At 70.1% G+C, this 23,368-nt stretch carries 21 protein-coding genes; 12 read left to right on the top strand and 9 right to left on the bottom strand.

The window, feature by feature from the left end; translation table 11 throughout:
• Positions 1 to 146: 146 nt before the first annotated feature.
• From hutU to AC1DBX_RS14550, 3 genes are all read left to right on the top strand, one after another.
• Positions 147 to 1,844, top strand: coding sequence for a urocanate hydratase (gene hutU, locus AC1DBX_RS14560; protein WP_476932055.1), 1,698 nt, complete (start codon positions 147 to 149; stop codon positions 1,842 to 1,844).
• Between the two features lie 9 nt (positions 1,845 to 1,853).
• Complete coding sequence (gene hutH, locus AC1DBX_RS14555) at positions 1,854 to 3,446, top strand: histidine ammonia-lyase (protein ID WP_476932054.1); 1,593 nt, start codon at positions 1,854 to 1,856, stop codon at positions 3,444 to 3,446.
• Positions 3,447 to 3,598: 152 nt separating this feature from the next.
• Positions 3,599 to 3,835 (top strand): hypothetical protein, encoded by a 237-nt coding sequence (locus AC1DBX_RS14550; RefSeq protein WP_018774814.1) that lies wholly within the window; start codon positions 3,599 to 3,601, stop codon positions 3,833 to 3,835.
• Between the two features lie 86 nt (positions 3,836 to 3,921).
• Here the strand turns inward: AC1DBX_RS14550 and AC1DBX_RS14545 are convergent, their stop codons facing one another.
• Complete coding sequence (locus AC1DBX_RS14545) at positions 3,922 to 4,446, bottom strand: cupin domain-containing protein (RefSeq protein ID WP_476856175.1); 525 nt, start codon at positions 4,444 to 4,446, stop codon at positions 3,922 to 3,924.
• 70 nt (positions 4,447 to 4,516) lie between these two features.
• Between AC1DBX_RS14545 and AC1DBX_RS14540 the strand changes: the two genes are divergently transcribed.
• Entirely contained in the window at positions 4,517 to 5,137 is a 621-nt protein-coding gene (locus AC1DBX_RS14540; protein ID WP_476849832.1) for a TetR/AcrR family transcriptional regulator, read from the top strand.
• Here the strand turns inward: AC1DBX_RS14540 and hutG are convergent.
• Together hutG and AC1DBX_RS14530 are read right to left on the bottom strand one after the other, a co-directional pair.
• Positions 5,118 to 6,077 carry a formimidoylglutamase gene (gene hutG / locus AC1DBX_RS14535; RefSeq protein ID WP_476932053.1) on the bottom strand — a complete coding sequence of 320 codons (960 nt, stop codon included), beginning with the start codon at positions 6,075 to 6,077 and terminating at the stop codon, positions 5,118 to 5,120. The genes AC1DBX_RS14540 and hutG overlap by 20 nt on opposite strands.
• Before the next feature lie 160 nt (positions 6,078 to 6,237).
• Positions 6,238 to 7,680, bottom strand: coding sequence for an NCS2 family permease (locus AC1DBX_RS14530; protein WP_223915341.1), 1,443 nt, complete (start codon positions 7,678 to 7,680; stop codon positions 6,238 to 6,240).
• 121 nt (positions 7,681 to 7,801) lie between these two features.
• Here AC1DBX_RS14530 and AC1DBX_RS14525 point away from each other — a divergent pair, with 121 nt between their 5' ends.
• Complete coding sequence (locus AC1DBX_RS14525) at positions 7,802 to 8,395, top strand: copper resistance CopC family protein (RefSeq protein ID WP_476856177.1); 594 nt, start codon at positions 7,802 to 7,804, stop codon at positions 8,393 to 8,395.
• A 40-nt stretch (positions 8,396 to 8,435) separates the two neighbouring features.
• Here the strand turns inward: AC1DBX_RS14525 and AC1DBX_RS14520 are convergent, their stop codons facing one another.
• Positions 8,436 to 9,065, bottom strand: a complete 630-nt coding sequence (locus tag AC1DBX_RS14520) for an FAD-binding protein (RefSeq protein WP_476850003.1) — start codon at positions 9,063 to 9,065, stop codon at positions 8,436 to 8,438.
• A gap of 472 nt (positions 9,066 to 9,537) precedes the next feature.
• Between AC1DBX_RS14520 and AC1DBX_RS14515 the strand changes: the two genes are divergently transcribed.
• The 6 genes from AC1DBX_RS14515 to AC1DBX_RS14490 all read left to right on the top strand — a co-directional run bounded on the left by AC1DBX_RS14515 (position 9,538) and on the right by AC1DBX_RS14490 (position 17,514).
• The gene (locus AC1DBX_RS14515) at positions 9,538 to 10,575 is read left to right on the top strand and encodes a universal stress protein (RefSeq protein ID WP_230009431.1); all 1,038 of its coding nucleotides are present in this window, start codon (positions 9,538 to 9,540) and stop codon (positions 10,573 to 10,575) included.
• 37 nt (positions 10,576 to 10,612) lie between these two features.
• Positions 10,613 to 13,345, top strand: coding sequence for a PEP/pyruvate-binding domain-containing protein (locus AC1DBX_RS14510; RefSeq protein WP_476932052.1), 2,733 nt, complete (start codon positions 10,613 to 10,615; stop codon positions 13,343 to 13,345).
• Positions 13,346 to 13,437: 92 nt separating this feature from the next.
• Positions 13,438 to 14,265: a hypothetical protein gene (locus AC1DBX_RS14505; RefSeq protein ID WP_476932051.1), complete on the top strand. Its 828-nt coding sequence runs from the start codon at positions 13,438 to 13,440 to the stop codon at positions 14,263 to 14,265.
• Between the two features lie 109 nt (positions 14,266 to 14,374).
• The gene (locus tag AC1DBX_RS14500; RefSeq protein ID WP_476932050.1) at positions 14,375 to 15,463 is read left to right on the top strand and encodes a LolA family protein; all 1,089 of its coding nucleotides are present in this window, start codon (positions 14,375 to 14,377) and stop codon (positions 15,461 to 15,463) included.
• Positions 15,464 to 15,521: 58 nt separating this feature from the next.
• A complete protein-coding gene (locus AC1DBX_RS14495; RefSeq protein WP_476932049.1) occupies positions 15,522 to 16,577 on the top strand; it encodes an ABC transporter ATP-binding protein in 1,056 nt (351 codons plus the stop codon).
• 124 nt (positions 16,578 to 16,701) lie between these two features.
• Complete coding sequence (locus tag AC1DBX_RS14490; RefSeq protein WP_263407444.1) at positions 16,702 to 17,514, top strand: ABC transporter permease; 813 nt, start codon at positions 16,702 to 16,704, stop codon at positions 17,512 to 17,514.
• Positions 17,515 to 17,523: 9 nt separating this feature from the next.
• On the opposite strand, the gene AC1DBX_RS14485 is transcribed toward AC1DBX_RS14490, so the two are convergent.
• From AC1DBX_RS14485 to AC1DBX_RS14465, 5 genes are all read right to left on the bottom strand, one after another.
• Positions 17,524 to 19,008 carry a C40 family peptidase gene (locus AC1DBX_RS14485; protein ID WP_476932048.1) on the bottom strand — a complete coding sequence of 495 codons (1,485 nt, stop codon included), beginning with the start codon at positions 19,006 to 19,008 and terminating at the stop codon, positions 17,524 to 17,526.
• Between the two features lie 190 nt (positions 19,009 to 19,198).
• A complete protein-coding gene (locus tag AC1DBX_RS14480) occupies positions 19,199 to 20,119 on the bottom strand; it encodes a cation diffusion facilitator family transporter (RefSeq protein WP_476849824.1) in 921 nt (306 codons plus the stop codon).
• 10 nt (positions 20,120 to 20,129) lie between these two features.
• Positions 20,130 to 20,561: a metallopeptidase family protein gene (locus AC1DBX_RS14475; RefSeq protein WP_476859451.1), complete on the bottom strand. Its 432-nt coding sequence runs from the start codon at positions 20,559 to 20,561 to the stop codon at positions 20,130 to 20,132.
• Positions 20,562 to 20,570: 9 nt separating this feature from the next.
• Positions 20,571 to 21,551 (bottom strand): DMT family transporter, encoded by a 981-nt coding sequence (locus tag AC1DBX_RS14470; protein WP_476932047.1) that lies wholly within the window; start codon positions 21,549 to 21,551, stop codon positions 20,571 to 20,573.
• Between the two features lie 86 nt (positions 21,552 to 21,637).
• Positions 21,638 to 22,519, bottom strand: a complete 882-nt coding sequence (locus AC1DBX_RS14465) for an ArgP/LysG family DNA-binding transcriptional regulator (protein ID WP_230011364.1) — start codon at positions 22,517 to 22,519, stop codon at positions 21,638 to 21,640.
• Positions 22,520 to 22,587: 68 nt separating this feature from the next.
• On the opposite strand from AC1DBX_RS14465, the gene AC1DBX_RS14460 reads away from it, so the two are divergent.
• On the top strand, positions 22,588 to 23,190 hold the full coding sequence (locus AC1DBX_RS14460; protein WP_476932046.1) for a LysE/ArgO family amino acid transporter: 603 nt from the start codon (positions 22,588 to 22,590) through the stop codon (positions 23,188 to 23,190).
• Positions 23,191 to 23,368: the final 178 nt, after the last annotated feature.

Here is a 23,368-nt window from a genome sequence, read left to right as displayed (position 1 = left end):
TCCCGGACAGCACCCCTCCGGCAGGCCTGTTTCCGCGGCCGCGAAGGGGCTTTAGTTGATACAGAACCTCATTCCTCCGGATACACCAGGACACCAGTCCGAACAGACATCATCCGGCCACATATCCAGCGACAAAGGAGACCCTCATGGCACCCGCCGATTTCACCACCGGTGCCCGCCCGGTCAAAGCAGCCCGCGGCACCGAGCTCACCGCCAAGAGCTGGCAGACGGAAGCCCCGCTGCGCATGCTCATGAACAACCTCGATCCCGAGGTCGCCGAGCGCCCCGATGACCTGGTGGTCTACGGCGGCACCGGCCGCGCCGTCCGGTCCTGGGCCGCGTTCGACGCCATCACCCGCACCCTGGAAACCATGGAAAAGGACGAGACCCTGCTGGTCCAGTCCGGCAAGCCGGTTGGCGTCTTCCGCACCAACGAATGGGCACCGCGCGTGCTGCTGGCAAACTCCAACCTCGTCGGCGACTGGGCGAACTGGCCCGAGTTCCGCCGGCTCGAGGCCGAGGGCCTGATGATGTACGGCCAGATGACCGCCGGGTCCTGGATCTATATCGGCACCCAGGGCATCCTGCAGGGCACCTTCGAGACCTTCGCCGCGATCGCCCGTAAGCTCACCGGGGACGAGAACGGCACGCTCGCCGGCACCCTGACCCTCACCGGCGGCTGCGGCGGCATGGGCGGCGCCCAGCCGCTCGCCGTCACCCTGAACGACGGCGCCTGCCTGATTGTCGACGTCGACGAGACCCGCCTGCGCCGCCGGGCCGGGAAGCGCTACCTCGACGAGGTCGAAACTGATCTCGACGCCGCGATCGCCAAGGTCCTGAAGGCCAAGGAAGAACGCCGCGGCTGGTCCGTGGGCTACGTCGGCAACGCCGCCGAGATCTTCCCCGAGATCCTGCGCCGCCACAACGCCGGCGAGCTCACCGTCGACATCGTCACGGACCAGACCTCCGCGCACGACCCCCTGAGCTACCTGCCCGAGGGCACCACGGTGGAGGAATGGCACAGCGAGGCCGCGGCAGATCCCGAGGGCTTCACCAAGAAGGCCCAGGCCTCGATGGCCAAGCACGTCCAGGCGATGGTCGAGTTCCAGGACGCCGGCGCCGAGGTCTTCGACTACGGCAACTCCATCCGCGACGAGGCCCGCAAGGGCGGCTACAACCGCGCCTTCGAATTCCCCGGCTTCGTCCCGGCCTACATCCGGCCGCTGTTCTGCGAGGGCCTCGGCCCGTTCCGCTGGGTGGCCCTCTCCGGCGACCCCGAGGACATCGCAGTCACGGACAAGGCCATCAAAGAGCTCTTCCCCGAGAACAAGCACCTGCACCGCTGGCTCGATGCCGCCGCCGAACGGGTCGAGTTCGAAGGCTTGCCCGCCCGCATCTGCTGGCTCGGCTATGGCGAACGCGCCAAGGCCGGCCTGCTGTTCAACCAGCTCGTCAAGGAGGGCAAGGTCAAGGCGCCCATCGTGATCGGCCGCGACCACCTCGACTCCGGCTCCGTCGCCTCCCCGTACCGCGAGACCGAGGCCATGGCCGACGGCTCCGACGCGATCGCCGACTGGCCGCTGCTCAACGCCCTTCTCAACACGGCCTCCGGCGCCACCTGGGTTTCCATCCACCACGGCGGCGGGGTCGGCATCGGCCGCTCCATCCACGCCGGCCAGGTCTCCGTTGCCGACGGCACCGACCTCGCCGCGGAAAAGCTCGCGCGCCTCCTGACCAACGATCCCGGCATGGGCGTCATCCGCCACGCCGACGCCGGCTACGACCGCGCCGTCGAAGTCGCCAAGGAACGCGGCGTCCGCATCCCGATGAACGAAACGAAGTAGGACTTCACCATGACTATCACCACGCATTCACCGCTCACCGTCACCCTCGGCTCCAGTGGTGTCACCCCCGAAGACGTCGTCGCCGTCGCCCGCCACGACGCCCACGTCACCATCGCCCAGGACGCCCTGGACGCCGTCGCCGAGGTCCGTGCCCACATCGACGACCTCGCCCACAGCGAGGTCCCGGCCTACGGGATCTCCACCGGCTTCGGGGCGCTGGCCAACCGGCACATCCCCAACGAGCTGCGCACCCAGCTGCAGAAATCCCTGATCCGCAGCCACGCCGCCGGCATGGGCCCGGCCGTGGAACGCGAAGTGGTCCGCGGCATCATGTTCCTGCGCGCCAAGACCCTTGCTTCCGGCCGCACCGGCGTCCGCCCGGTGGTGCTGCAGACCATGGTGGACGTGCTCAACGCCGGCATCACCCCGGTGGTCCGCGAATTCGGCTCCCTTGGCTGCTCGGGCGACCTCGCGCCGCTGTCCCACTGCGCCCTGGTCCTGATGGGCGAAGGCGAGGCGACCGGCCCCGACGGCACACTGTACGGGAGCAAGGATGCCCGCCCGGTCGCCGAGCTCCTCGCCGCGCACGGCATCGAACCCGTCACGCTGGCCGAAAAGGAGGGCCTGGCCCTCGTCAACGGCACCGAGGGCATGCTCGGCATGCTGCTGATGGCCATCGCGGACATCCGCCAGCTGCTTACGACGGCGGACATCACCGCCGCGCTCAGCGTCGAGGCGCTGCTCGGCACCGACCAGGTGTTCCTGCCGGAGCTGCACGCGGCGCTGCGCCCGCACCCGGGCCAGGCCGCCGCCGCGGACAACATGCTCCGTGTGCTGTCCAACTCCCCGATCGTGGCCTCGCACCGGATCAACGACACCAAGGTCCAGGACGCCTACTCGCTGCGCTGCGCACCCCAGGTGGCCGGCGCCGTCCGCGACACCGTGGACCATGCCGCCCTGGTCGCCTCCCGCGAACTGGCCGCCGCGATCGACAACCCGGTGGTCCTGCCCGACGGCCGGGTCAGCTCCAACGGCAACTTCCACGGCGCCCCGGTGGCCTACGTGCTGGACTTCCTGGCGATCGCCGTCGCGGACCTGAGCTCCATCGCCGAGCGCCGGACCGACCGGATGCTGGACCCGGCCCGCTCGCACGGGCTGCCCGCCTTCCTGGCCTCGGACCCCGGCGTCGACTCGGGCCTCATGATCGCCCAGTACACGCAGGCCGGCCTGGTTTCGGACAATAAGCGGCTGGCCGTCCCGGCGTCGGTGGACTCGATCCCGAGCTCGGCGATGCAGGAGGACCACGTCTCCATGGGCTGGCACGCGGCCCGCAAGCTCCGCCGCTCGGTGGAGAACCTGCGCCGGGTCCTGGCGATCGAACTGGTGACCTCGGCCCGGGCGCTGGACATCCGCACCCAGCTCTCCGGCGGCGAACTCACGCCGGGACCTGCGGGCGCGGCCGTGATCGCCGCGCTGCGCGACGTCGTCGACGGTCCGGGCACCGACAGGTTCCTGTCACCGGAGCTCGAAGCGGCGGATGTCCTCGTGGCCTCGGGCAAGGTCCGGGCGGCGGCCGAATCCGCCGTCGGAAATCTCGCCTGAGAAGAAACAAAATGCAGGGCAGCTGAACAATTCCCGGCGCCCCCGAAATCTTTGGCGACACGGACGGCGGGGGCCCGGGAACTGTAGTACAAATGGAGAGTCCACACCAACGAAGTTGTGGCAAAGAACACATACAAAGGGGTAGAGGTTCTATGAAAGCACGCGGCACGGTACTGTCCAGGCGCCTTGCATCCGCAGCTACGGTTTCCGACTGGAGCGGCCTTCGGGTCGGCGAACGCGTCGAAATTGTCAAGCACGCACAGGTCATTGCGGCCGGTGAGGTCGAAGAGGTCTCGGTAAGCGGGAATGTGCTCTGGCTGGTCCCCGCGGGGCCGTCCGAGACGCAGCTTTTCCTGCAGTCCGACGGCGTGCAGGTCCGCCGCAGCTAGGCTGAGCGTTTTCACCAGAAAGTCCCCGCCACGGCGGGGACTTTCTGCGTTTCGGGGCCCAGGGCCCAGATGTGGGCGCGGTGCTTTCAGTGCCCAGTGAACGGCGGCGGACCCAGCAGCACGATCCCGCCGTTTTTACGTGCCGACTCCTGGACTCTGCCAAAGTCAACCAGGCCCGGCGCGACGGATTCGCCGGCAGGGTCCCCGGCATCGTTGCCGGGGGAGAGGGGTATGCTCGCGTCCCAGTAAAAGGCCTCGCAGCATCCGGGGGTGTGCAGGCAAAGCATCCGGGCGGAGTCGGAGACCACCATGAAGGCGTGTGGAACGCCCCGCGGGGCCACGGCCAGTCCGCCGGGGCCGATCCGGTGCTCTCTCCCGTCCATATGCACGAGGATCTCGCCGTCCAGGATGTACATGGTTTCATCCGAATCGGGGTGGCTGTGCAGCGGTGTCATTTTCCCGCCGGACATCTGGTCCTCGAACAGCAGGAAGGCCCCGGCGGTCTCTTCCGCCCTGGCCTTCCAGGTGTGGACTCCGCCGCCGAAAAACCATCGGCGCTCGCCCTGGTCTTCCGCGCGGATGATGGCTGCCGGGTTGCTGGCCGTTTCCATAAGATCGCCCCTTCGCCGAGGACTACATGGGACGCGTGTCCCATGACAAGACTCGAGTACCATGAGATCCATGTCAACCCCCTATCAGGACGCCGGCCGGACGGGGCAGAAGCGCCGCACTTTTGAGGCCCTGTTGGCTGCAGCCCGCGAGGCCGTCGCGGACGGGGTCGCCCCCACCGTTGACGGCACCGCGGCAGCGGCCGGGATTGCCCGGAGCACGGCCTACCGCTACTTCCCGAGCCAGCGGGAATTGCTCGCCGCAGCCCACCCGGAAACGGCCCGGCAGTCCCTGCTGCCGGCGGATGCCCCCGAGGATCCAGCGGAGCGGCTCGACGCCGTCGTGCTGGAGTTCACACGGCTGATCCTCTCCACCGAGGCGCAGCAGCGGACCATGCTCAGGCTGTCCCTGGAACGTGACCGCGGAAAGTCGGACTTGCCGCTGCGGCAGGGGCGCGCGATCGCCTGGCTTGAGGAAGCACTCGCGCCGCTCCAGGGGAAGCTGTCCGGACCTGAAATCCGGGCGCTAGCGCTGGCCATCCGCAGTGCCATCGGGATTGAGGCCCTCGTCTGGCTGACGGACATCGGCGGTCTCACGCAGGAACAGGCTGTGGCGTCGATGCGTTGGTCCGCCCAGGCCCTGCTCGCACAGACCCTGACGTCCGGGCCGCCGCCTATCCCAGCAGCGTATTGACCAGCCGGGCGGCCACTTTGGCGGTGCGGCCGTCGATGTCGAACTCCGGGTTCAGCTCGGCGATATCCAGATGCAGGAGCTTCCCGCTCGCGGCCACCTGGCGGCACACGGCGCTGATCACCGGCAGCGGCACACCAAAGGCCGCGGGAGCGCTCACCCCGGGGGCCACGGAGGCCGGCAGCACGTCCAGGTCGATGGTCAGGTACACCGCGTCCACCTGTGCCAGGAAGGCTGCCACAAACGCGTGCGCGGCGTCCGCCGAGCAGTCCTCGTCCAGCAGATAGTCCACGCCGAGCTCGTCTGCCGTCCGGAACAGCGTCCGGGTGTTGTTCGGCTCGGAAATCCCGACGACGGCGTAGCGCAGCTCCCGGCCGGCGGCTGCTTCGGCGCGGGCCATCTGGAGGAACGGCGTGCCGGAGCTGGGCACCGGCTCATCGCGGAGGTCGAAGTGCGCATCGAGATTCAGCACGCCGACGCTCAGGCCCTCGCGCACGGCCGCCGACCCGGCCACGCCGAGATAGCTGGCAAAGGCGGTCTCGTGCCCGCCGCCGAGCACCACGGGAAGCCCGCCGGCGTCGAGCAGACTGGTGATCGCGAGCCCGGCGCGTGCCTGTCCTGCCTCTAGCGCGTCCCCGGCCACGGTGACGTCGCCGGCGTCGTGCACGGCCCGCGTCAGGTGGAACGCGAGCGGGCCGAGCGCGGCCCGGATGGCGGCGGGGGCGGCCGCGGCGCCGGTCCGGCCCTTGTTGCGCCGCACCCCGGCGTCGCTGCCGAAGCCGAGGATGACGGCGGGGCGCGCAGCAGGGACACCCGCCGGAACCGTGCCGGGAGCGTAGGGGGTCACCCCCTGCCACCAGCGCCGGTGCTCGTCGCCGTCGCCGTCGAACCTGCCGGTCCAGGGCTGGGGCGGGACATCAACGGGGAGCGCGGGAGAAACCATGCCCCTAGCTCACCGCAGCCCGGGCCGGAAAACCAGCCGGGCCGCCGTCGGACTGTCCGGAATCCCGGAAACTGAGCTTAACAACGGTTAAGCAGCGCCGGGTGGGCCACGCCCGGGTGGGCGTGGCCCACCCGGCGGCGTGACCGCGGGCGGGGCTGCGTTAGTGGATCCCCAGGACGGCCTCGATCGGGCCGATCGCGAAGAAGAGCAGGAACGCGGACGCCACGGCCCACATGAGCGGGTGCACCTCGCGGGCCCGGCCCTCGAACAGGCGGATCAGCACGAAGCTGATGAAGCCCGCGCCCAGGCCGTTGGCGATCGAGTACGTGAACGGCATGAGGGTGAAGGTCAGGAAGGCCGGGATCGCGATGCCCCAGTCCTGCCAGTCGATCTTGCCCACCTGGGAGACCATCATGAAGCCGACCACCACGAGGGCGGGGGCCACGGCCTCGAACGGCACGAGGTTGATCAGCGGGGTGAAGAACATCGCCACAAGGAACAGCAAGCCGGTGACGACCGAGGCCAGGCCGGTGCGTGCGCCTTCGCCGATGCCGGCGCCGGACTCGACGTAGATCTGGTTCGAGGAGACGGAGGCGCCGCCGCCGATGATCGCGCCCAGGGCGTCCACCTGCAGCACGCGGTCGACGTCGGGGATGTTGCCGTCCTTGTCGATGGTGCCGGCCTCGGTGGCCAGGCCAACCATCGTGCCCATGGCATCGAAGAAGATGCTGAGCAGGATCACGAACGCCAGCAGGGTCGCCGCGACGAAGCCGAGGTGTTCAAAGGCGCCGAAGGGGTTGGCCTTGCCGATCAGGGACAGGTCCGGGGCCGCCCACTCGGAGAACTGCGGTGCCACGAGGGACCAGCCCTGCGGGTTGTGGTTCTTGCCGTCAAAGCTGGGCCCGATGTGCAGGATGGATTCCAGGATCACGGACAGGATGGTCGAGGCCACGATGCCGATCAGGATGGCGCCCTTGACCTTGCGGACCACCAGCGCGATGGTCAGGATCAGGCCGAAGACGAACACGAACGTCGGCCAGCCCAGGAGCTTGCCGTCGAAGCCCAGGCCGACCGGGACGGTGGTGCCGGCGACATCGGGGACGCGGCGCACGAAGCCCGCGTTGACGAGACCGATCAGGGCGATGAACAGGCCGATGCCCACCACGATCGCGGTCTTCAGCCCCTCGGGTACGGCCTTGAACACGGCCGTCCGGAAGCCGGTGAGGACCAGGATCAGCATGGTGATGCCCGAGAGCATCACCAGGCCCATCATGTCCGGCCAGGTCAGGCCGGGGTTCGTGGCCACCGTGACGGCGACGAACGCGTTGACGCCGAGCCCGGTGGCCAGGGCGAAGGGATGCTTGGCCCACGCGCCCATGAGGATGGTCAGGATGCCGGCCACGAACGCGGTGACGGCGGCGACGGCGGGGAAGCCCAGCGTGGCGCCCGAGGAGTCCGGCCCGGAGAGGATCAGCGGATTCAGCACCACGATGTAGCTCATGGCGAAGAACGTGGCGAACCCTCCGCGGATCTCGCGCGAGACGTTCGACCCCCGCTCGGATATTTTGAAATACCGGTCGAGTGCCGAGCCCTGCTTGAGCATTAGGTCTTGCATTAGTCCTCCGGGAGTGATGGGTGTTGCATATATCTTATTTGGCGCCCGAGGGCCAACCCTGCGTTTTCGCCTAGTCTGTAAGGAAGCCAACACTAGGAGTAGCCTGCCCATGCGCCGTATCCGCCAGCTTCGCAGTGCCCTGCTGGGCGCCGTCGTCCTTGTGGCCGTCCTGCTGGGAGCAGTGAGCCCGGCGTCGGCGCACGATACCGCGGAGTCCACCAGCCCGGCTGCCGGAGCAACCGTCGCGGCACCGCCGGAGCAGGTCTCGGTCACGTTCAACCACAATCCGCTCGCCCTGGGGTCGCAGATCGTGGTCAATGATGCCACCGGCGCCAACTGGTCGGACGGTTCCGTGGAAATCGTGGACAACGTCGCTGCGCAGAAGCTGAAGTCCGGCGCCCCTAGGGGGCAGTACACCGTGCACTGGCGGGTGGCCAGTTCCGACGGCCACCCGATCGAGGGCAGCTTCACCTTCACAGCGACGGCGGCTGCGGCAGGCACGACGGCGGCTGCCGCAGTCCCCACGATGGGCACCGCCCAGCCGGGGACCACGCCCGCGCCTGCCCCTGCGCCGGCCGGGTCGCAGCAGTTTCCCTGGAGCGTCATGGTCTTCGTCGCCGTCGGGGTCGGCATCCTGGTGGCCCTGGGCCTGATGGCGAAACGCCGCCTCACACCGGACGAGGGCGGCGACACCGAAGGCTGAAACAAGCCAATGCAACTCCGGCAACGCGGCCAAAGCGCTGCTAGGCGGGGGCGGCCAGGGCAAAGCCGCCGGGCAGCAGTGCGGGGATCCCGTTCGGGTGGACCTTGGCCGAGATTGCCTGTCCCACCACTTTGGCCTGGCGCAGGACTTCCTTGGGCGTCGGGGTAATGAGCTCGCCCACCCCCACGAGGTACATACCCAGGGCATGCATCGCCGCCATGAGATTCTGCCCGGCTGCCATGCCAAGTTCCGAGAGCATGCGGCGCAGCTGGCTGTGGGCGCAGCGGGTCAGGACGAGGTGGTCGGCCAGCAGGACGCCGCCCGGGGTCTGGACGGCCCACTTCTCCGTGGGTGAGCCGTCCGTGCCGGCCTCCAGGAGGTCCAGCTGCAGGGCCCGGATGTTGTTCCGCACGTCGAGCTTGTGGCTTGCGGCGTAGTTGCGCAGGTGCCGCAGGATTTCGTTGCGCTCCCTCAGGCTGCCGGCGTCCGCCGCGTCGCAGCGCTGGAGCGAGGAGGTGTTGGCCGGATGGCCGGCACCCAGGAGGTCGAGCCCGTCCACAATGATGGACGCAACGCCCCGGCGCTGGAGCTCGCTGGCCACAGCCAGGCCGGAGAGCCCCGTCCCGATGACTACGGCGGTGGTCCGCTCAATCCCGCCGTACAAAGGCATGCTCGACACTGCAGGGTACCTCCTTGAAATGGTGCGAGTCGCGGGGGAAACCCCGGACGCCAACCCGTGCCTGGTTCCACAGCCCCAGCGGCTGCTTTCTGGAACACCAGTCTCGGTTCAGCAATGCCTCGAAGGATACCTAAGATTCCCGCCCGTGGATAGGGGAGGTAGGACATTGGCTGTGGTGCCGGATTCCGGCGGTTTCCGCGCTCCCGCTCCAGCGGAAACCGTCTCAAAAGCCTGAATTTCCGGGTCAGGAAACGGCGTGTTAATTCTGCGTAAATCCTTCCGCCGCGGGCGGCCGGGGGCGCCTTGCCACCGTCTTGAATGTTCGCAATTAACCGAGAATAGTGAGGAAAATCAGGGGTTCCTGCACGCAGATTCCGGGTCGCCTCGCCGGTGGACGCCGGGCGGCAGTACTTCTGGCAGAATAGCCGCAACATCAGGCAAGAATCGCGAGGAGGCGGACCCTATGGGCCGTGAACAGGTGCATCCGGACCCGGCATGGGAGACCGGTGGCGAGCCGGCGCCGCCCCGCGGAATCGTCGTGGGAGTGGACGGCTCGGACCACAGCCACTGCGCCTTGGTGTGGGCGGCCCGTGAGGCGGAGCGCCGCCGCCGCCCGCTGCACATCGTGACCGCCTATTCCGTTCCGATCTTCGCCGCTTCCGGGCTCGACGGCGGCTACGCCACGGTGGACGACTCCGTGATCCGCGAGGGCGCCGAAGCCATCCTCAAGCACGCCATGGACAAGATCGCCTTCTACAACATCGACGTCGACGCGTCCGTCGAAAACGGGGACGCGTCCGGCGTGCTGCTGGAAATCAGCGAAACCGCGGAGCTTCTGGTCTTCGGCACCCGCGGCCGCGGTGGCTTCGTGGGCCGGCTGCTCGGCTCCGTCAGCAGCGCGCTGCCCGCCCACTCGAAGTGCCCCACCGTGACTGTGCCGCTGATCTGCGCGGACCGCCTGGGCGAAACCACAGACGACAAGCACGTCCTCGCCGAACGGGCCAAGTCGGGCAGCCAGCCGGTGGAGAACGTCGTGGTCGTCGGCGTCGACGGTTCCGAGCAGGCCCGCGTCGCCGTGCTGGAGGCCGCAGCGCAGGCCGAGCGGCTCTCCGCCCGGCTCCGCGTGGTGTGCGCGGTGCCGCAGTACACCGGCTCGTTGGCATGGGTGCCCACCCCGATGGACCGCGACGCACTGTTCGCCGACATCAAGGTCCAGCTCGACGCCGGCGTGGCCTGGCTGCGGAGCCACTTCCCCGCCCTGCAGGTGGAGACGCAGCTCGTGGACGGCTCGCCCGTCGACATCCTCGTCGACGCCAGCCGGCACGTGGAGCTCGTGGTGGTCGGCACCCGAGGGCGCGGCGGATTCACCGGAATGCTGCTGGGCTCCACGTCCGACGGCGTCCTCCACCACGCCAAGGGGCCGGTCATGGTGGTGCCGGACCGCGACGACCCGCGGCTGGCGGACAGAGCCAGCTTCGGCCCGATGCTCGGCGACTCCTAGAAGGCGACGGGCCCGGCGTCGGAAGGACGGTTAACGGATGGAGCACCCCGGGACGCCGGACCCTGCCGAGGGCGGGCCGGTCCTGGCCCTTGAACGCCTTGGCCCGGACATGCTCGCCACCGTCGGCGGGAAGGCGGCGAACCTGGGCGAACTGGCACGCGCCGGCCTACCGGTGCCCGCCGGCTTCTGCCTGACCACCACTGCGTATCTGGACGCCACGGCATCCCCGGCGCTGGCGGACGTGCACCGCGCCCTCGCCGCAACAGCCCCCGACGACCTGGCGGGGCTGGCTGCGCTTGCGGCGAAGGCCCGCGCGCTGGTGCTCGACGCCGATGTCCCCGCCGGCATCGACGCCGCCGTGCGCGCCGCCTACGCGGCGCTGGGCACCGACGCGGCGGTCGCCGTGCGGTCCTCCGCGACCGCCGAAGACCTGCCGTTTGCCAGCTTCGCCGGCCAGCAGGACACTTTCCTGAACGTGGTGGGCGCGGATGCCGTGCTGGCTGCCGTCCGCCGGTGCTGGGCCTCGCTGTGGACAGACCGCGCGGTGACCTACCGCGCGGTGCAGGGGATCGAGCCCTCGGCGGTGTCCCTCGCCGTGGTGGTCCAGCGCATGGTGGACGCGGCCGTGGCCGGGGTGCTGTTCACAGCCAATCCCGTGACCGGCCGGCGGCACGAGGCCGTCATCGACGCCAGCCCGGGGCTGGGGGAGGCCGTGGTGTCCGGGGCGGTCAACCCTGACCACTTCGTAATCGACGGCACCACGGGACGGATCCTCGAGCGACGAATCGGGGACAAGGGAATCATCATTCGTCCCCTGCCCGGCGGCGGCACCGAGCGGGTGGCGCAACCGGACGCCGGGCTGGCGCCCAGCCTGGACGACGCCCAACTGGCCGCACTGGAGCTCCTGGGCCGACGCGCGGAGGTGCACTTCGGCTCGCCGCAGGACCTCGAATGGGCCATCGGCCGGGACGGTGCCGTGTGGCTGACGCAGTCCAGGCCCATCACCACGCTGTATCCGAGGCCGGAGAGACAGCCGTCCGGGCCCGCGCCGCGCGTCTATCTGTGCTTCAGCCTGGCCCAGGGGCTGACCCGGCCCCTGACGCCGATGGGCCTCGCCGGCATCCGGCTGATTGCGTCCTCGGTCGCGGGGGCGGCGCATTTCCCGGTGCCGGTGCCCCGTGACGGGCCCGCGCCGTATGCGGAAGCCGGACAGCGCATATTCTTCGACCTCACGCCGGTTCTCCGGAGCAAGGCCGGACGCGCAATCGTCCCCCGGGTATTCGACATCATGGAGGCGCGCTCCGCGGCCGTGCTGCGCAACCTGTTCGACGATCCCAGATTCTCCGTCACCATAGGATCGCCTGGGCCGCTCCTGCGCCACGTCGCTCCGGTGGCGGCGCGGGCGAAGGTCCCGGAGACCTTGATCCGCGGCCTCCTCCGGCCCGAGGCGGCACTGCGCCGGGCAGACCGTGTGGGCGAACAGCTCCGCGCGGCACTCGCGGTGCCCGCCGGCGCCACCGCCACGGAGCGTCTGGACCACGTCGAGCGGATCCTTGGCCAGCATGTCTTTGCCGTGGTTCCCGCGATCCTGCCGCTGCCCGCCCTGGGGTTCGCCTTGCTGGCCATGGCCGGAAAACTCGCCGGGAACCCCGGGAACGGGGCGCTGCAGGAAGTCCTGCGGGGGCTGCCCAACAACGTGACCACCGAGATGGATCTGGACCTGTGGTCGCTGGCTACTGCCATCCGCAACGACCCGGCGTCGGCGGCGGTGTTCGGGGAAGCCGCATTGCCCGAGATAGCCCGGCGTTACCGGGCGGCGGACCTGCCCGGCGTCGTGCAATCCGGGCTGCGGGAGTTCCTGGGCCGGTACGGCCACCGCGCCGTGGCGGAGATCGACGTCGGCATGCCCCGCTGGTCTGATGACCCGACCCACATCCTCGGGGTTCTGGCCAACTATCTGCGCATGGATGATCCTGCGCTCGCCCCGGACCGGCAGTTCGGCAAGGCGGCCCGCGAGGCGGAGGCGCAGGTGGCACGGCTGGTGGCAGCGGCGGGGCAGCGCAGCCGCCTTCGCGGTGCACTCGCGCGGGCCGCGCTGCGGCGGACCCGGATGTTCGCCGGGCTGCGTGAGCTGCCCAAGTACCACCTCGTGGAAGCGCTCGGCGCCGTCCGGCAGCAGCTCGCAGCCGTCGGGGCCGAACTCGCCGCGGCCGGGGCCATCGATGCGGCGGACGATATCTTCTTCCTCGACCTGGCTGACGCGCACCGGGGGCTCGGCGGCGCCGCGCTGCAGGGGCTCGTGGCCCGGCGCCGGGAGGCTTACGCGGCCGAACTGGGCCGCCGGCACATTCCCCGCGTGCTGCTCTCGGACGGCACCGAGCCCGAGGCGGTGCAGACCACAGCCGGCGGAAGGGGGCCGGCAGGCTCTGACGGCGGCGCGGGGCGGCTCTCCGGCACGCCGGCTTCGGCCGGCACCATCACGGCCCGGGCCCGGGTGATCCTGGACCCCCAGGGCGCGCACCTGGAACCGGGCGAGATCCTCGTGGCGCCGTCCACCGATCCGGGCTGGACGCCTTTGTTCCTGACGGCCGGCGGCCTCGTGATGGAAATGGGCGGCCCCAACTCCCACGGCGCCGTCGTCGCCCGGGAATACGGGATCCCCGCAGTGGTGGGGGTCCCCGACGCGACGTCGAGGATCGCCACGGGCCACAGCATTACAGTCGACGGCGCCGCCGGCACCGTGACTCCGTCAACGTCGCCGGCACCCTGACGCCGTCACTCTGACGCCGGCCAATTCGTGCCGGGCCGCCCGCGGCGGCGGGCTCCGCACCATCGTGTCGGCCGGCTCGCTACAGTGGGGCCATGAGCGAAGTGCGCGGCTCCGAGGGCCGGGAGCCCGGGAGCGCCGGAGTTCCCGCGGCGGGCATACCGGCGCCTGACACCCGCCCGCCCGCAAGCCCCGCGCCCGGAGCCCCCGAGCCCGCGACTGACGCCCCCGCGCCCGCAGCCCCCGCGCCCGCGACTGATGCGCCCCCCGCGCCCGCGGACCCGGACGCGTGGCTGCCGGAGTGGTTCGTGGGGCGTCCGCTCACGGCCGGCTGGGCGTGGGCCGGGCTCTGGGCGGTGCTGATCGTGGCCGACGAGTTCCTGGATCTGCCCGGCTGGTCCTGGTACGTGCTCGTTGGCCTCGCCGCCCTGCCGACGCTGCTGGCAAGCATCGCCCTTCTGCACGCCACCCCGCGCCGCTACCTGAAGCCGCGCCGGGACTCCGTCCTGGGCCACTTCTTCGTCCGCTTCCTGGCCCTGATCGCCGCCTTCCTCGTGTGGGGCGTGTCCGTGGTCATGAGCGCCTCGATCTCAACCACCCTCCAGTCACTCGTCGGGGCGTCCGAACGCGAGGTCACCGCGGTGGGCTTCAACCTCCTGCTGGCCGCGATCCCGCTGGTGGTCTCAGTACTGTGGCTGGCCTTCATCATTCGCTGCGCCTGGTTCCTGCGGCGGCTCCGGGGCTGGAAACAAACGCCGGAACCGGGCGCCGTGCCCAAGAAGTTCCTGCGGGACAGGCCGCGGCTGAGGCGGGTGGTGGTGGGCCTGGCCCATCCCGGCCTGCTGCTCGTGGCGGGCCTGGGCACCTCCGTGCTCGCGTTCCTGCTGGGCGCCGTGGAACTGACCATTAATGTGCTGAAGTAGGATAACCGGGCCGCCGGGGCCAGGCGTACTGTTGACCTATGAGCTGCACTGAAGCGCGCATTCCCCAGGCGCGGATAGTTGGAACATCTCTTTCCGGAGCGCGGTCACGATGACGCGCACGTGGCTGCGCTGGCTGCCCGCTGCCGCCGTTCCTGCCGTTATTGCCGCCGGCGCGCTGGCCGGATCCCTGCCCGCCAGCGCCGGGGATCCCCTGCCGCCCAAGACGCCGGAGCAGGTGCTGCAGTTGATTGCCCAGCACCGCCAGCCCGCTCTCTCCGGAACCCTGGAACAGTCCTCTGCGCTCGGGCTTCCTGAGCTGCCCAAGACCGGTGCCGGCCCGGACGCGTCAGGGACGGCATGGCTCGAACTGCTGACGGGGCCGCACACCGCGCGGGTTTATCGCGACGGCCCGGACAACGCCCGCGTCCAGGTGATGGACCGGCTGGCCGAACGCAACGCCATCCGCCACGGCAACGACGTGTGGTTCTACAACTCCAAGGACAACACGGCCGCCCATGCCCAGCTCCCGGCCGGCGACGCCGGTGACACAGGCCGTCACAGCGCCGGCACCGACGTCACCGCCACCCCCGACCAGCTCGCCGCGATGCTTCTGGCCAAGATCGAACCGGGCACCGACGTGGCGGTGGGCGCCGATGTCCAGGTAGCCGGCCGGCCCGCCTACAACCTGGTGCTGACACCAAAGTCCGATGCGACGCTGGTCGGGTCCATCGCAGTAGCCGTTGACGGCCAGACCGGGCTGCCGCTGGGCGTCGAGGTGAAGGCGCGCGGACAGTCGGATCCCGCCTTCCGCGTCGCCTACACCAGCCTGACCCTCGGGGCCCCCGACGCGTCGGTCTTCACGTTCACCCCGCCGCCGGGCGCCACGGTCGAGGAGATTCCGGTAAAGGAGCACAAACACGGAAACGACGCCGGGAACGCCACAGCGCCGGCGGCCAAGGACCGCGCCGGCAAGCCGGCCGTCACCGGCTCTGGCTGGGACTCGGTTGTTGAGTTCCCGGCGGGAACGGCCGGCCCGGCGTCGGACGCCACGGCCCTGCTCGAACAGGCCACCGTCCCGGTCCAGGGCGGCCGGCTCTTGTCCACCGCGCTGGTGAACGTGTTGGTGCTCGACGACGGCCGGGTCGTCGCCGGCTCCGTGCCACTGGAGCGGCTCCAGGCCGCTGCCGCACAGAAGTGATGTCCGGTGCGGTATCCGGTGGCCGACGGTTGCTCCCTGACCATCCGGTGACGGCCGCGTGAGCGCCGCCGGGCCGGCGGCCGAGCTGAGCATTGAGACCACGGGCCTGACCAAACGGTTCGGCCAGCAGATGGCTGTCGACGGCGTCGACCTGGCCGTGCCGAAAGGCGCGGTCTTTGGTTTCCTGGGCCCGAACGGTTCGGGGAAGACCACCACCATCAGGCTCCTGCTCGGCCTGGCCACGGCCACCGGAGGTTCCATGCGCGTGCTGGGCGAGGAGATGCCCGGCAAACTCAATGACGTGCTGCCCCGGGTCGGGGCGCTGGTGGAAGGACCGGCGTTCTACCCTTTCCTCTCCGGCGCCGCGAATCTGCGCCGCATGGACGCCGCGGACCCCTATGGTTCGGGCGCCACTCGGCGTGCCCGCGTCCAGTCAGCCCTGGAACGGGTGGGTTTGACGCACGCCGCGGGCAAGCTGGTCCGGGCATATTCGCTGGGGATGAAGCAGCGGCTGGGGATCGCCAACGCCCTGCTCGCCCCGCGGGAACTGCTCGTGCTGGACGAGCCCACCAACGGGCTGGATCCGCAGGGCACCCGTGAGGTGCGGAGCCTGGTGCGATCGCTCGCGGCCGACGGCGCCACGGTGTTCGTCTCCAGCCATCTGCTGGCCGAGGTCGAGCAGATCTGCACCCATGCGGCCATCATGAGCGCTGGCCGGCTTGTGGCGCAGGGAACCCTGGCGGAACTGCGCGGGGCCGGCCAGGCAAGGATCCGCGTGTTGACCCCGGATCCGGGTACTGCGGCGCAGGTGCTGGCCGGCCTCGGCCTGACCGCGACCCTGGGCACCGACGGCCGTACTCCCGGTGGCGCTGGTTCCGGTGCCGCCGGCTCCGGGACCGACGCGGCCCTGTTCGTGTCACTGCCTGGGGCTCCGGCTGCCAGGGAAGACGGAGGATCGTCCCGGTCCGTGGAGCGGGCGGCCGTGCAGCCGGAGGCCGTGGTGGCGGCCCTCGTGGCGGCGGGGGTCCGGGTCCGCGGCTTCGCGACCGAACAGGCCAGCCTTGAGGACCGGTTTGTGGCATTGACGGGGGAGGGGTTCGACGTTGTCCAGTAACAGCTCATCCGCGGGCGATCCGGCAGCCGGCCCGTCAGTTGCCCCGGCGCCGGGCCCCAGCGAAGCGGCCGCAGGCGCTGGCGGGGACGGCGGGGCGGGCGCTGCGCCGGTCCGGCACGGGTCCCTGACCGGTGACCTGCTGGCGTCCGAGCTCGGGGTGCTGTTCCGCCGCCGCAGGACGTGGGCCATGTTGTGCGCGCTGGCGGCCATCCCGATCCTGATCGCGGTGGCGGTGCGGGTCTCCTCGGCCGTGCCGGCAGGCCGCGGGCCGGCCTTCCTGGACCGGATCGCCCAGAACGGCCTGTTCGTGGGCGTCACGGCAATGGTGGTCTCCGTTCCGCTGTTCCTGCCCCTTACCGTCGGCGTCGTGGCCGGAGACACGATCGCCGGAGAGGCCGGACAGGGGACCCTGAGGTACCTGCTGGTGGCTCCCGCCGGGCGGATCCGCCTGCTGATCGTCAAATATGCCGGGGCGGCCGTGTTCGTGATCGTTGCCCCGCTCGTGGTGGCCCTGACCGGGGCCGGAATCGGCGCGGCGCTCTTCCCCGTGGGGCCGGTGACCCTGCTCTCCGGCGACACGATCGGCACCGGCGAGGCCCTGGTCCGGCTCCTGCTGATCGCCGCCTATCTGGCGGTTTCGCTGCTGGGGTTGTCGGCGATCGGGCTGTTCATCTCCACCCTGACCGATGTTCCGGTGGGGGCCATGGCGGCCACCGTGGTGCTCTCTGTCGTCGCGCAGGTCCTGGACGCGCTGCCGCAACTCGAGTGGCTGCATCCCTGGCTTTTCAGCCACTACTGGCTGGACTTTGGCGATCTGCTCCGGCAGCCGGTTTCCTGGGATTCCTTTGCCGCCAATGCCCTGCTCCAGGGCGGTTACGTCGCCGTCTTCGGCGCGCTGGCCTACGGCAGGTTCATCACCAAGGACGTGCTCTCCTAGCCGCCAGTCTCAGTAACGGGCCGCGTAGCCGTACAGCTGCATCCCGGACATGGCGGCAACATCGGTCACGGTAATGCCGGCGTCGGGGTTCAGCGCCTGGACCACGCGGCCGCCGCCGAGGTAGATGGCCACGTGGTAGAAGCCCGGGGCCGAACCCCAGACGAACAGATCGCCCGGACGCGCCTGGGAGAGCGGGACATGGACGGGGGCCTGGGCGAACTGCTGGGAGGCCGTGCGGGGCAGGTACTTCCCTGCCGCGGCGAACGCATTCTGCACCAGGCCCGAGCAGTCAAACCCATAGCTCCCGGTTCCGCCGTACTGGTAGAAGAACGGCGATCCGGTCTTGCCGAGCGCCACCGAAATCGCGGTCTGGTTTGACCCGCCGGAAATCGGCGCCGGAACCGGAACGGGTACTGGCGCCGGGGCCGGGGCAGGAATCGGTGCGGGGACCGGAGCAGGTACTGGCGCGGGATCCGGCGCGGACGCTGGTGCCGGGGCGGAGGCCGGTGCGGGCGCGGGTGCGGGCGCTGCAGCGGGGGCCGGCACGTCGGCGGGAGCCGGAGCGGCTGGCTGTCCTGCGGCTGAATCGTCCCGTCCCGGTGCTGCCGGTGCCGGCTGTGAACCCGTGCCAGGCTGCGGCGCTGGGCCTGCCGCCGCGGTCAGTGCTGCGAGCCGAGCCTGCTGGCGCTGGCGGTCGAGGGCGTCCACCCGGGCCGATTCCAGCGCCGCGGTGGTGTTTCTCAGGCTTGCCAGCTGGTCCACGAGCGCGCTGCGCTGCGCTTTGGCATCGGCCACGACCTGGCGCTGGGCGGCGTCGGCGCGGCCGGCGTCGGCCTTGCGGTCCGCGGCAGTCGCGGCGGCCTCGTCGGCGGCGCGGTTGGCGTCCGCTGCGGCTTCGGTCAGGGACTGCGCGGCCGTGGCCGCGTTTTCCGCGGACTCGAAGGCCCGCGCGCGTCCGGCCGTTACAGCCTCCAGCGTGGCTGCATCCTCCAGGGCCCGCCCGGAGCCGCTGACAAAGCTGCTGAGGGCCGGGTTCAGCCCGCCGTTGCGGTACAGGTCACCGGCCAGCTGGCCCAGCTGTTTGCGGGTTTTGGCCTGTTCTGCCCCGGCGGCGGCAGCCCTGGCGGCCGCCACAGCCGCCGCGTCACGGCGTGTGGCCAGCTCCACGAGGGCCTCGCCGTACGCGTTGTTTGCTTGCAGGGATGCGGCGAGGCTGGTTTCCTGGCCGGCCGACGCGTCGGCCAGAAGCCCGTCGATCCTGGTGACCTCTGCCGCCGTCGAGCTTGCACTGGACTTGGCGGCAGCGATCTCTTCCGGTGAGGGGATCTCCGGCGACGCCGGAACCCGGCCGGCAGTCTCCAGCGGCGGGCGCCCCTGCGGAGAAATCTGCGAAGAAATCAGCGGCGCGGCCTGGGCCGGGAGCGCGAGCGTTCCGAGGAGGACGACGGCGGTGCAGAGCACAGCCGTCTTGCGGCCGGATCGGATCCAACTCATGGGCAACCTCGCTGAAGTCTCAGGCTGGAGTGAGCGAGGTCGGATTTGGCGCGTGAAAGCCCTCTGCGGATCACCCAGCAGGCATGAGGCTACGTGCCAAAGGCTACTTTGGCAACACGAGTCACATGAATAACATAAACAACACGAGTGTCATTTGGCCACGTCCGTGACGGGTGTGTCCTGCCGACGGTCAGGCGTGCTGGTGGGCCTCGTGCTCTGAATGCGTGGTGGGCTCGAGCTGGAACGTGCAGTGTTCGGTGTCGAAATGGGAGCCAAGGCAGCTGGTGAGTTTGTCCAGAACCCGGTCGGCGCCTTTGGCGCCGAGCGCTGCGTCTTCCACCACCACGTGGGCGGAGAAGACGGGGACACCGGAGGTAATGGTCCAGATGTGGATGTCGTGGACGGATACCACGCCGTCCACCGCAAGGATGTGGTCGCGGATCATCTGAACGTCCACGCCCTTGGGCGTGGCCTCGAGGAGCACGTCGACGACGTCGCGCAGCAGGTGCCAGGCCCGGGGCAGGATCATGAGGGCGATAAGGATCGAGGCAATGGTGTCGGCCGCCTGGAACCCGGTGACCATGATGACCACCGCCGCCGCGATGACGGCAAAGGACCCCAGCAGATCCCCCAGGACTTCGAGGTAGGCGCCGCGGACGTTCAGGCTTTCCTTCTGGGCGCCGCGCAGGATCAGCAGGGAGACCAGGTTGGCGACGGCGCCGAGGACCGCCGCGGCGAGCATGACGTCGGTGTGGACCTCGGGGGTGGTGCCGAGCCTGCGGATGGCCTCGGTGAAGATGACCACCGAGATGACGATCAGGACCAGTGCGTTCGCCAGCGCCGCCAGAACTTCGGCGCGCTGGTAACCGTAAGTGCGCAGGTCGCTGGCGGGCCGGGTGGCGATCCATGCGGCCAGCAGGGCGATGAAGACGCCGGCGGCGTCCGAGAGCATGTGTCCGGCATCGGCGAGCAGGGCCAGGGATCCGGAGACCACCGCACCGATCGTCTGCACGAGCACCACGGCGAGCGTGATGGCCAGGACGGCGACCAGGCGCTTGCGGTGCTTGCCGGTGGCAGTGATGCCATGCGAGTGGCTGTGGTCGTGTCCCATGCCTACAAGGCTATCCCCAGCCGAGCTCGTGCAGGCGCTCGTCGCTGATGCCGAAGTGGTGGGCGATCTCGTGCACCACGGTGACGGTGACTTCCTCGATCACGTCCTCCCGGGAGGTGCAGATGTCCAGGATGGGTTGGCGGAAGATGGTGATCCGGTCCGGCAGCGAGCCGGCGTCCCACCAGGAGTCCCGCTCGGTCAGGGGCACCCCCTCATAGAGCCCCAGCAGCACGGTGTCCGGATCCTCGCCGGGCTGCGGGGTGTAGTCGTCCTCGATGAAGATCGCGACATTGCTCATGGTCTTTGCCAGATCCGGCGGGATCCGGCCGAGGGCATCACTCACGGCGGCCTCGAAATCGGCCTCGGACATCGGGAAGGGGCTGTCACCACCGTCCCCGCCGTTCGGAACGATCGGCAGGCCGGGCGGGAGGGAGGAGGGCATAGGCAAACCCTAGCGGGACCGGCGCCGGGTCAGCCCCACGCCCACAAGGCAGATCGCGCCGCCCACCAGGCCCCAGATGGTCGGAATCTCGCCCAGGACCAGCCAGGAGATCAGGATTGTGGTGCCCGGGACCAGGTAGGTGGTGGCCGCGAGGCGTCCCGCATCAATCATCGAGAGCGCATAGGCCCAGGTGGTGAATGCGATCGCAGTGGGGAAGATGCCCAGGTAAACCAGGCCGAGGGTGGCCGGCAGTGGAGCGGCCTGCAACTCGGTGACCAACTGGCCGCTGAAGGGCAGGCAGCACAGGGCGCCCACCATGATGCCGAACCAGGTGGCCTGGGCGGCCGGGAACTTGCGGAGCACCGGTTTTTGGACGATTACGCTCACGGCGGCCAGCGCGGCCGCAAGCAGGCAGAGCAGGACGCCGGCCACGTCCGCCGTCGACCGCTGGCCGGAACCAAGCGCAATCACGGCCACGCCGCCGAACGCGATGAGGCTGCCGATGATGAGCCAGCGCGGGAACCCTTCCTTCAGGATCACACCGGCCATGACGGCCACCAGGATGGGGTTGACGTTGATCAGCAGGGCGGCCGTGCCGGCGTCGAGCATGTGTTCGGCGGCGTTCAGGGCCAAGTTGTAGCCTCCGAACCACATGACGCCATAGGCGAGGATGGGCCACCACTCGCGGCCCCGGGGCAGGCCCCTGAGCTTGGGCACCACCAGCAGGCCCAGCACGACGGCGGCAACGGCCAGCCGGCCGAGCGTCAGGGAGCCAGGGGAGAAGCTCGGGCCCACGGCGCGGATGCCCACGAAGGCGGAGGCCCACAGGACCACGGTGACGACGACGGCGGCGATGCCGAGCCTGCTGATCGTGGCCGGCTGCCCGGGAGGGGGCGGCGCGGGTTGCGGGGCGGGTGCGGGGGCAGCGTGCGGAGACTCTTCGTGGGGGCCTGCGGACGGAGTGGGGCCGGATGCGGCGGTTGTTGCCATGCTGCCAATGTAGCCGTTCCCGCCTCCTCCCGGCTGGCGGGAATCGGTCACGTCTAGTCGAGATCCTGCCAACATCCCGAATGGCCTCAGCGCAGGACGCGCGCCGCCGTCCGGACAGCGGCCGCGACGTCGTTCAGCGCCGCCGAGCCGCGCCGCCACTGCTGCCAGTAGAGGGCAACGTCCACGTGCGCTTGCGGGGCGAGGGCCTCGAGCCTGCCGGCCAGCAGGTCCTCGCCGATTTCGATTTCGGGCATCATGCCCCAGCCCATGCCCCAGCGGATGGCATCGCCAAACTCCTGGGCGGCCGGGACATAGTGGCGCGGGGGCTGCAGGGAGGCCCGGCTGACCCGGCGCAGCCAGCGGTCCTGCAGGTCGTCCTTGCGGTCGAAGACCACAACGGGAGCGGCGGCGAGGGTCGCGCCGGTCGCACCCGCCCCAAACCAGCGGCGGGCGAAGTCCGGAGCGCACACCGGCAAATAGCGCATGGTGCCCAGCTTGCTCGATGAGCAGCCGGGCACGGGCTGGGCTGTTTCCGTGATGGCGGCCGCGGCGGCTCCTGCGCGCAGCAGGTCCAACGAGTGCTCCTGGTCTTCTCGCAGGATCTCGAGCTGGACGTTGTCACTGGCCGCCGCGAGGCCGGCCAACGCCCAGGTGTGCAAGGAATCGCTGTTGATCACCAGCGTCAGGCGCGTCCCTCCGCGGGGGTGCTCCGGCTGCAGTTCCTCGGCCAGGTCCGCAGAGAGCATTTCCAGCTGCCGGGCGAATCGCACCACGGCCTCGCCGGACTCCGTGAGTCCGGGCGGCCGCGCCCGGGTCAGGACCGGCCGCCCGACGGCGGTCTCGAGTGCCCGGACCCGCTGGCTGATCGCCGACGGCGTCACGGACAGGTGCGCGGCCGCGGCGTCGAAGCTCCCGTGCGTCAGAATCGCGGCCAGCGTCCGGGCCTGTTCGGGGGTGATCTCCATCATTAGCCCATCTTACGTATCAGCAGAATCTTTAACTGGTTTCATCTTCGGCGGGCGCCTACCGTGGAGTGGTGATCCTTCCCCTGTTTTCCGGTCTCTCCGCCGGGCTGTCCCTCATCGTTGCCATCGGCGCGCAGAACGCTTTTGTCCTCCGGCAGGGCATCCAGCGCTCGCACGTCGTCATGGTGGTGGCAGTCTGCGCGGTCTCGGACCTCGTGCTGATCCTGCTGGGCGTCGCGGGCATCGGCATCCTCCTGGACCGGGCGCCCGCTGCCCTCGTCGTGATCCGGTGGGCCGGGGCCGCGTTCCTCCTTGCCTACGGGGCGCTCGCGGCCCGGCGTGCGGTCCGCGGGGAGCAGATGGAGAATCCCGGCAACAAGCCCGCTGCCGGCCGGGCCGCCGTCCTTGGCACCTGCCTGGCCTTCACCTGGCTGAACCCGCACGTCTACCTGGACACGGTGCTGCTGCTCGGGTCCCTCGCTGCCGCCCAGGGCGAAGCCGGGCGCTGGTGGTTCGCCGCCGGGGCCGGCCTGGGAAGCATTGCCTGGTTCACCGCCCTCGGCGCGGGGGCGCGGTTCCTGACGTCCCTGTTCCGGCGCCGGACGGCCTGGCGTGTGCTCGACGCCGGAATCGCCGTCGTGATGGTCGCCCTTGCCGTGCTGCTGCTGGCCTGACACGCGCCCGCCCGCCGCTCCGCCCCGCCGCGCGCCGCCCATCGCGCGCCCACGCAAAGTGTCGGGAAAGCTCAGGCTGATCCCCCGTCCCAGGGGGGCGGTGGACCCTTGTCCGTTCAACGTGGCGGGGTCACGATTGCTGGTATGACAGCATCCCCAGCTTCGGCCAGCGAACGAC

This window comes from Arthrobacter sp. 10N44_2, assembly GCF_056394385.1.
The sequence above is the reverse complement of the archived record's forward strand: the minus strand, read 5'-3'. Positions and strand labels throughout refer to the sequence as shown.

Bases quoted from the DNA above. Each gene is read 5' to 3' on its own strand.
- hutU (WP_476932055.1), top strand. From the start codon at position 147: ATGGCACCCGCCGATTTCACCACCGGTGCCCGCCCGGTCAAAGCAGCC.
- hutH (WP_476932054.1), top strand. From the start codon at position 1,854: ATGACTATCACCACGCATTCACCGCTCACCGTCACCCTCGGCTCCAGT.
- AC1DBX_RS14550 (WP_018774814.1), top strand. From the start codon at position 3,599: ATGAAAGCACGCGGCACGGTACTGTCCAGGCGCCTTGCATCCGCAGCT.
- AC1DBX_RS14545 (WP_476856175.1), bottom strand. From the start codon at position 4,446: ATGGAAACGGCCAGCAACCCGGCAGCCATCATCCGCGCGGAAGACCAG.
- AC1DBX_RS14540 (WP_476849832.1), top strand. From the start codon at position 4,517: ATGTCAACCCCCTATCAGGACGCCGGCCGGACGGGGCAGAAGCGCCGC.
- hutG (WP_476932053.1), bottom strand. From the start codon at position 6,077: ATGGTTTCTCCCGCGCTCCCCGTTGATGTCCCGCCCCAGCCCTGGACC.
- AC1DBX_RS14530 (WP_223915341.1), bottom strand. From the start codon at position 7,680: ATGCTCAAGCAGGGCTCGGCACTCGACCGGTATTTCAAAATATCCGAG.
- AC1DBX_RS14525 (WP_476856177.1), top strand. From the start codon at position 7,802: ATGCGCCGTATCCGCCAGCTTCGCAGTGCCCTGCTGGGCGCCGTCGTC.
- AC1DBX_RS14520 (WP_476850003.1), bottom strand. From the start codon at position 9,065: ATGCCTTTGTACGGCGGGATTGAGCGGACCACCGCCGTAGTCATCGGG.
- AC1DBX_RS14515 (WP_230009431.1), top strand. From the start codon at position 9,538: ATGGGCCGTGAACAGGTGCATCCGGACCCGGCATGGGAGACCGGTGGC.
- AC1DBX_RS14510 (WP_476932052.1), top strand. From the start codon at position 10,613: ATGGAGCACCCCGGGACGCCGGACCCTGCCGAGGGCGGGCCGGTCCTG.
- AC1DBX_RS14505 (WP_476932051.1), top strand. From the start codon at position 13,438: ATGAGCGAAGTGCGCGGCTCCGAGGGCCGGGAGCCCGGGAGCGCCGGA.
- AC1DBX_RS14500 (WP_476932050.1), top strand. From the start codon at position 14,375: ATGACGCGCACGTGGCTGCGCTGGCTGCCCGCTGCCGCCGTTCCTGCC.
- AC1DBX_RS14485 (WP_476932048.1), bottom strand. From the start codon at position 19,008: ATGAGTTGGATCCGATCCGGCCGCAAGACGGCTGTGCTCTGCACCGCC.
- AC1DBX_RS14480 (WP_476849824.1), bottom strand. From the start codon at position 20,119: ATGGGACACGACCACAGCCACTCGCATGGCATCACTGCCACCGGCAAG.
- AC1DBX_RS14475 (WP_476859451.1), bottom strand. From the start codon at position 20,561: ATGCCCTCCTCCCTCCCGCCCGGCCTGCCGATCGTTCCGAACGGCGGG.
- AC1DBX_RS14470 (WP_476932047.1), bottom strand. From the start codon at position 21,551: ATGGCAACAACCGCCGCATCCGGCCCCACTCCGTCCGCAGGCCCCCAC.
- AC1DBX_RS14465 (WP_230011364.1), bottom strand. From the start codon at position 22,519: ATGATGGAGATCACCCCCGAACAGGCCCGGACGCTGGCCGCGATTCTG.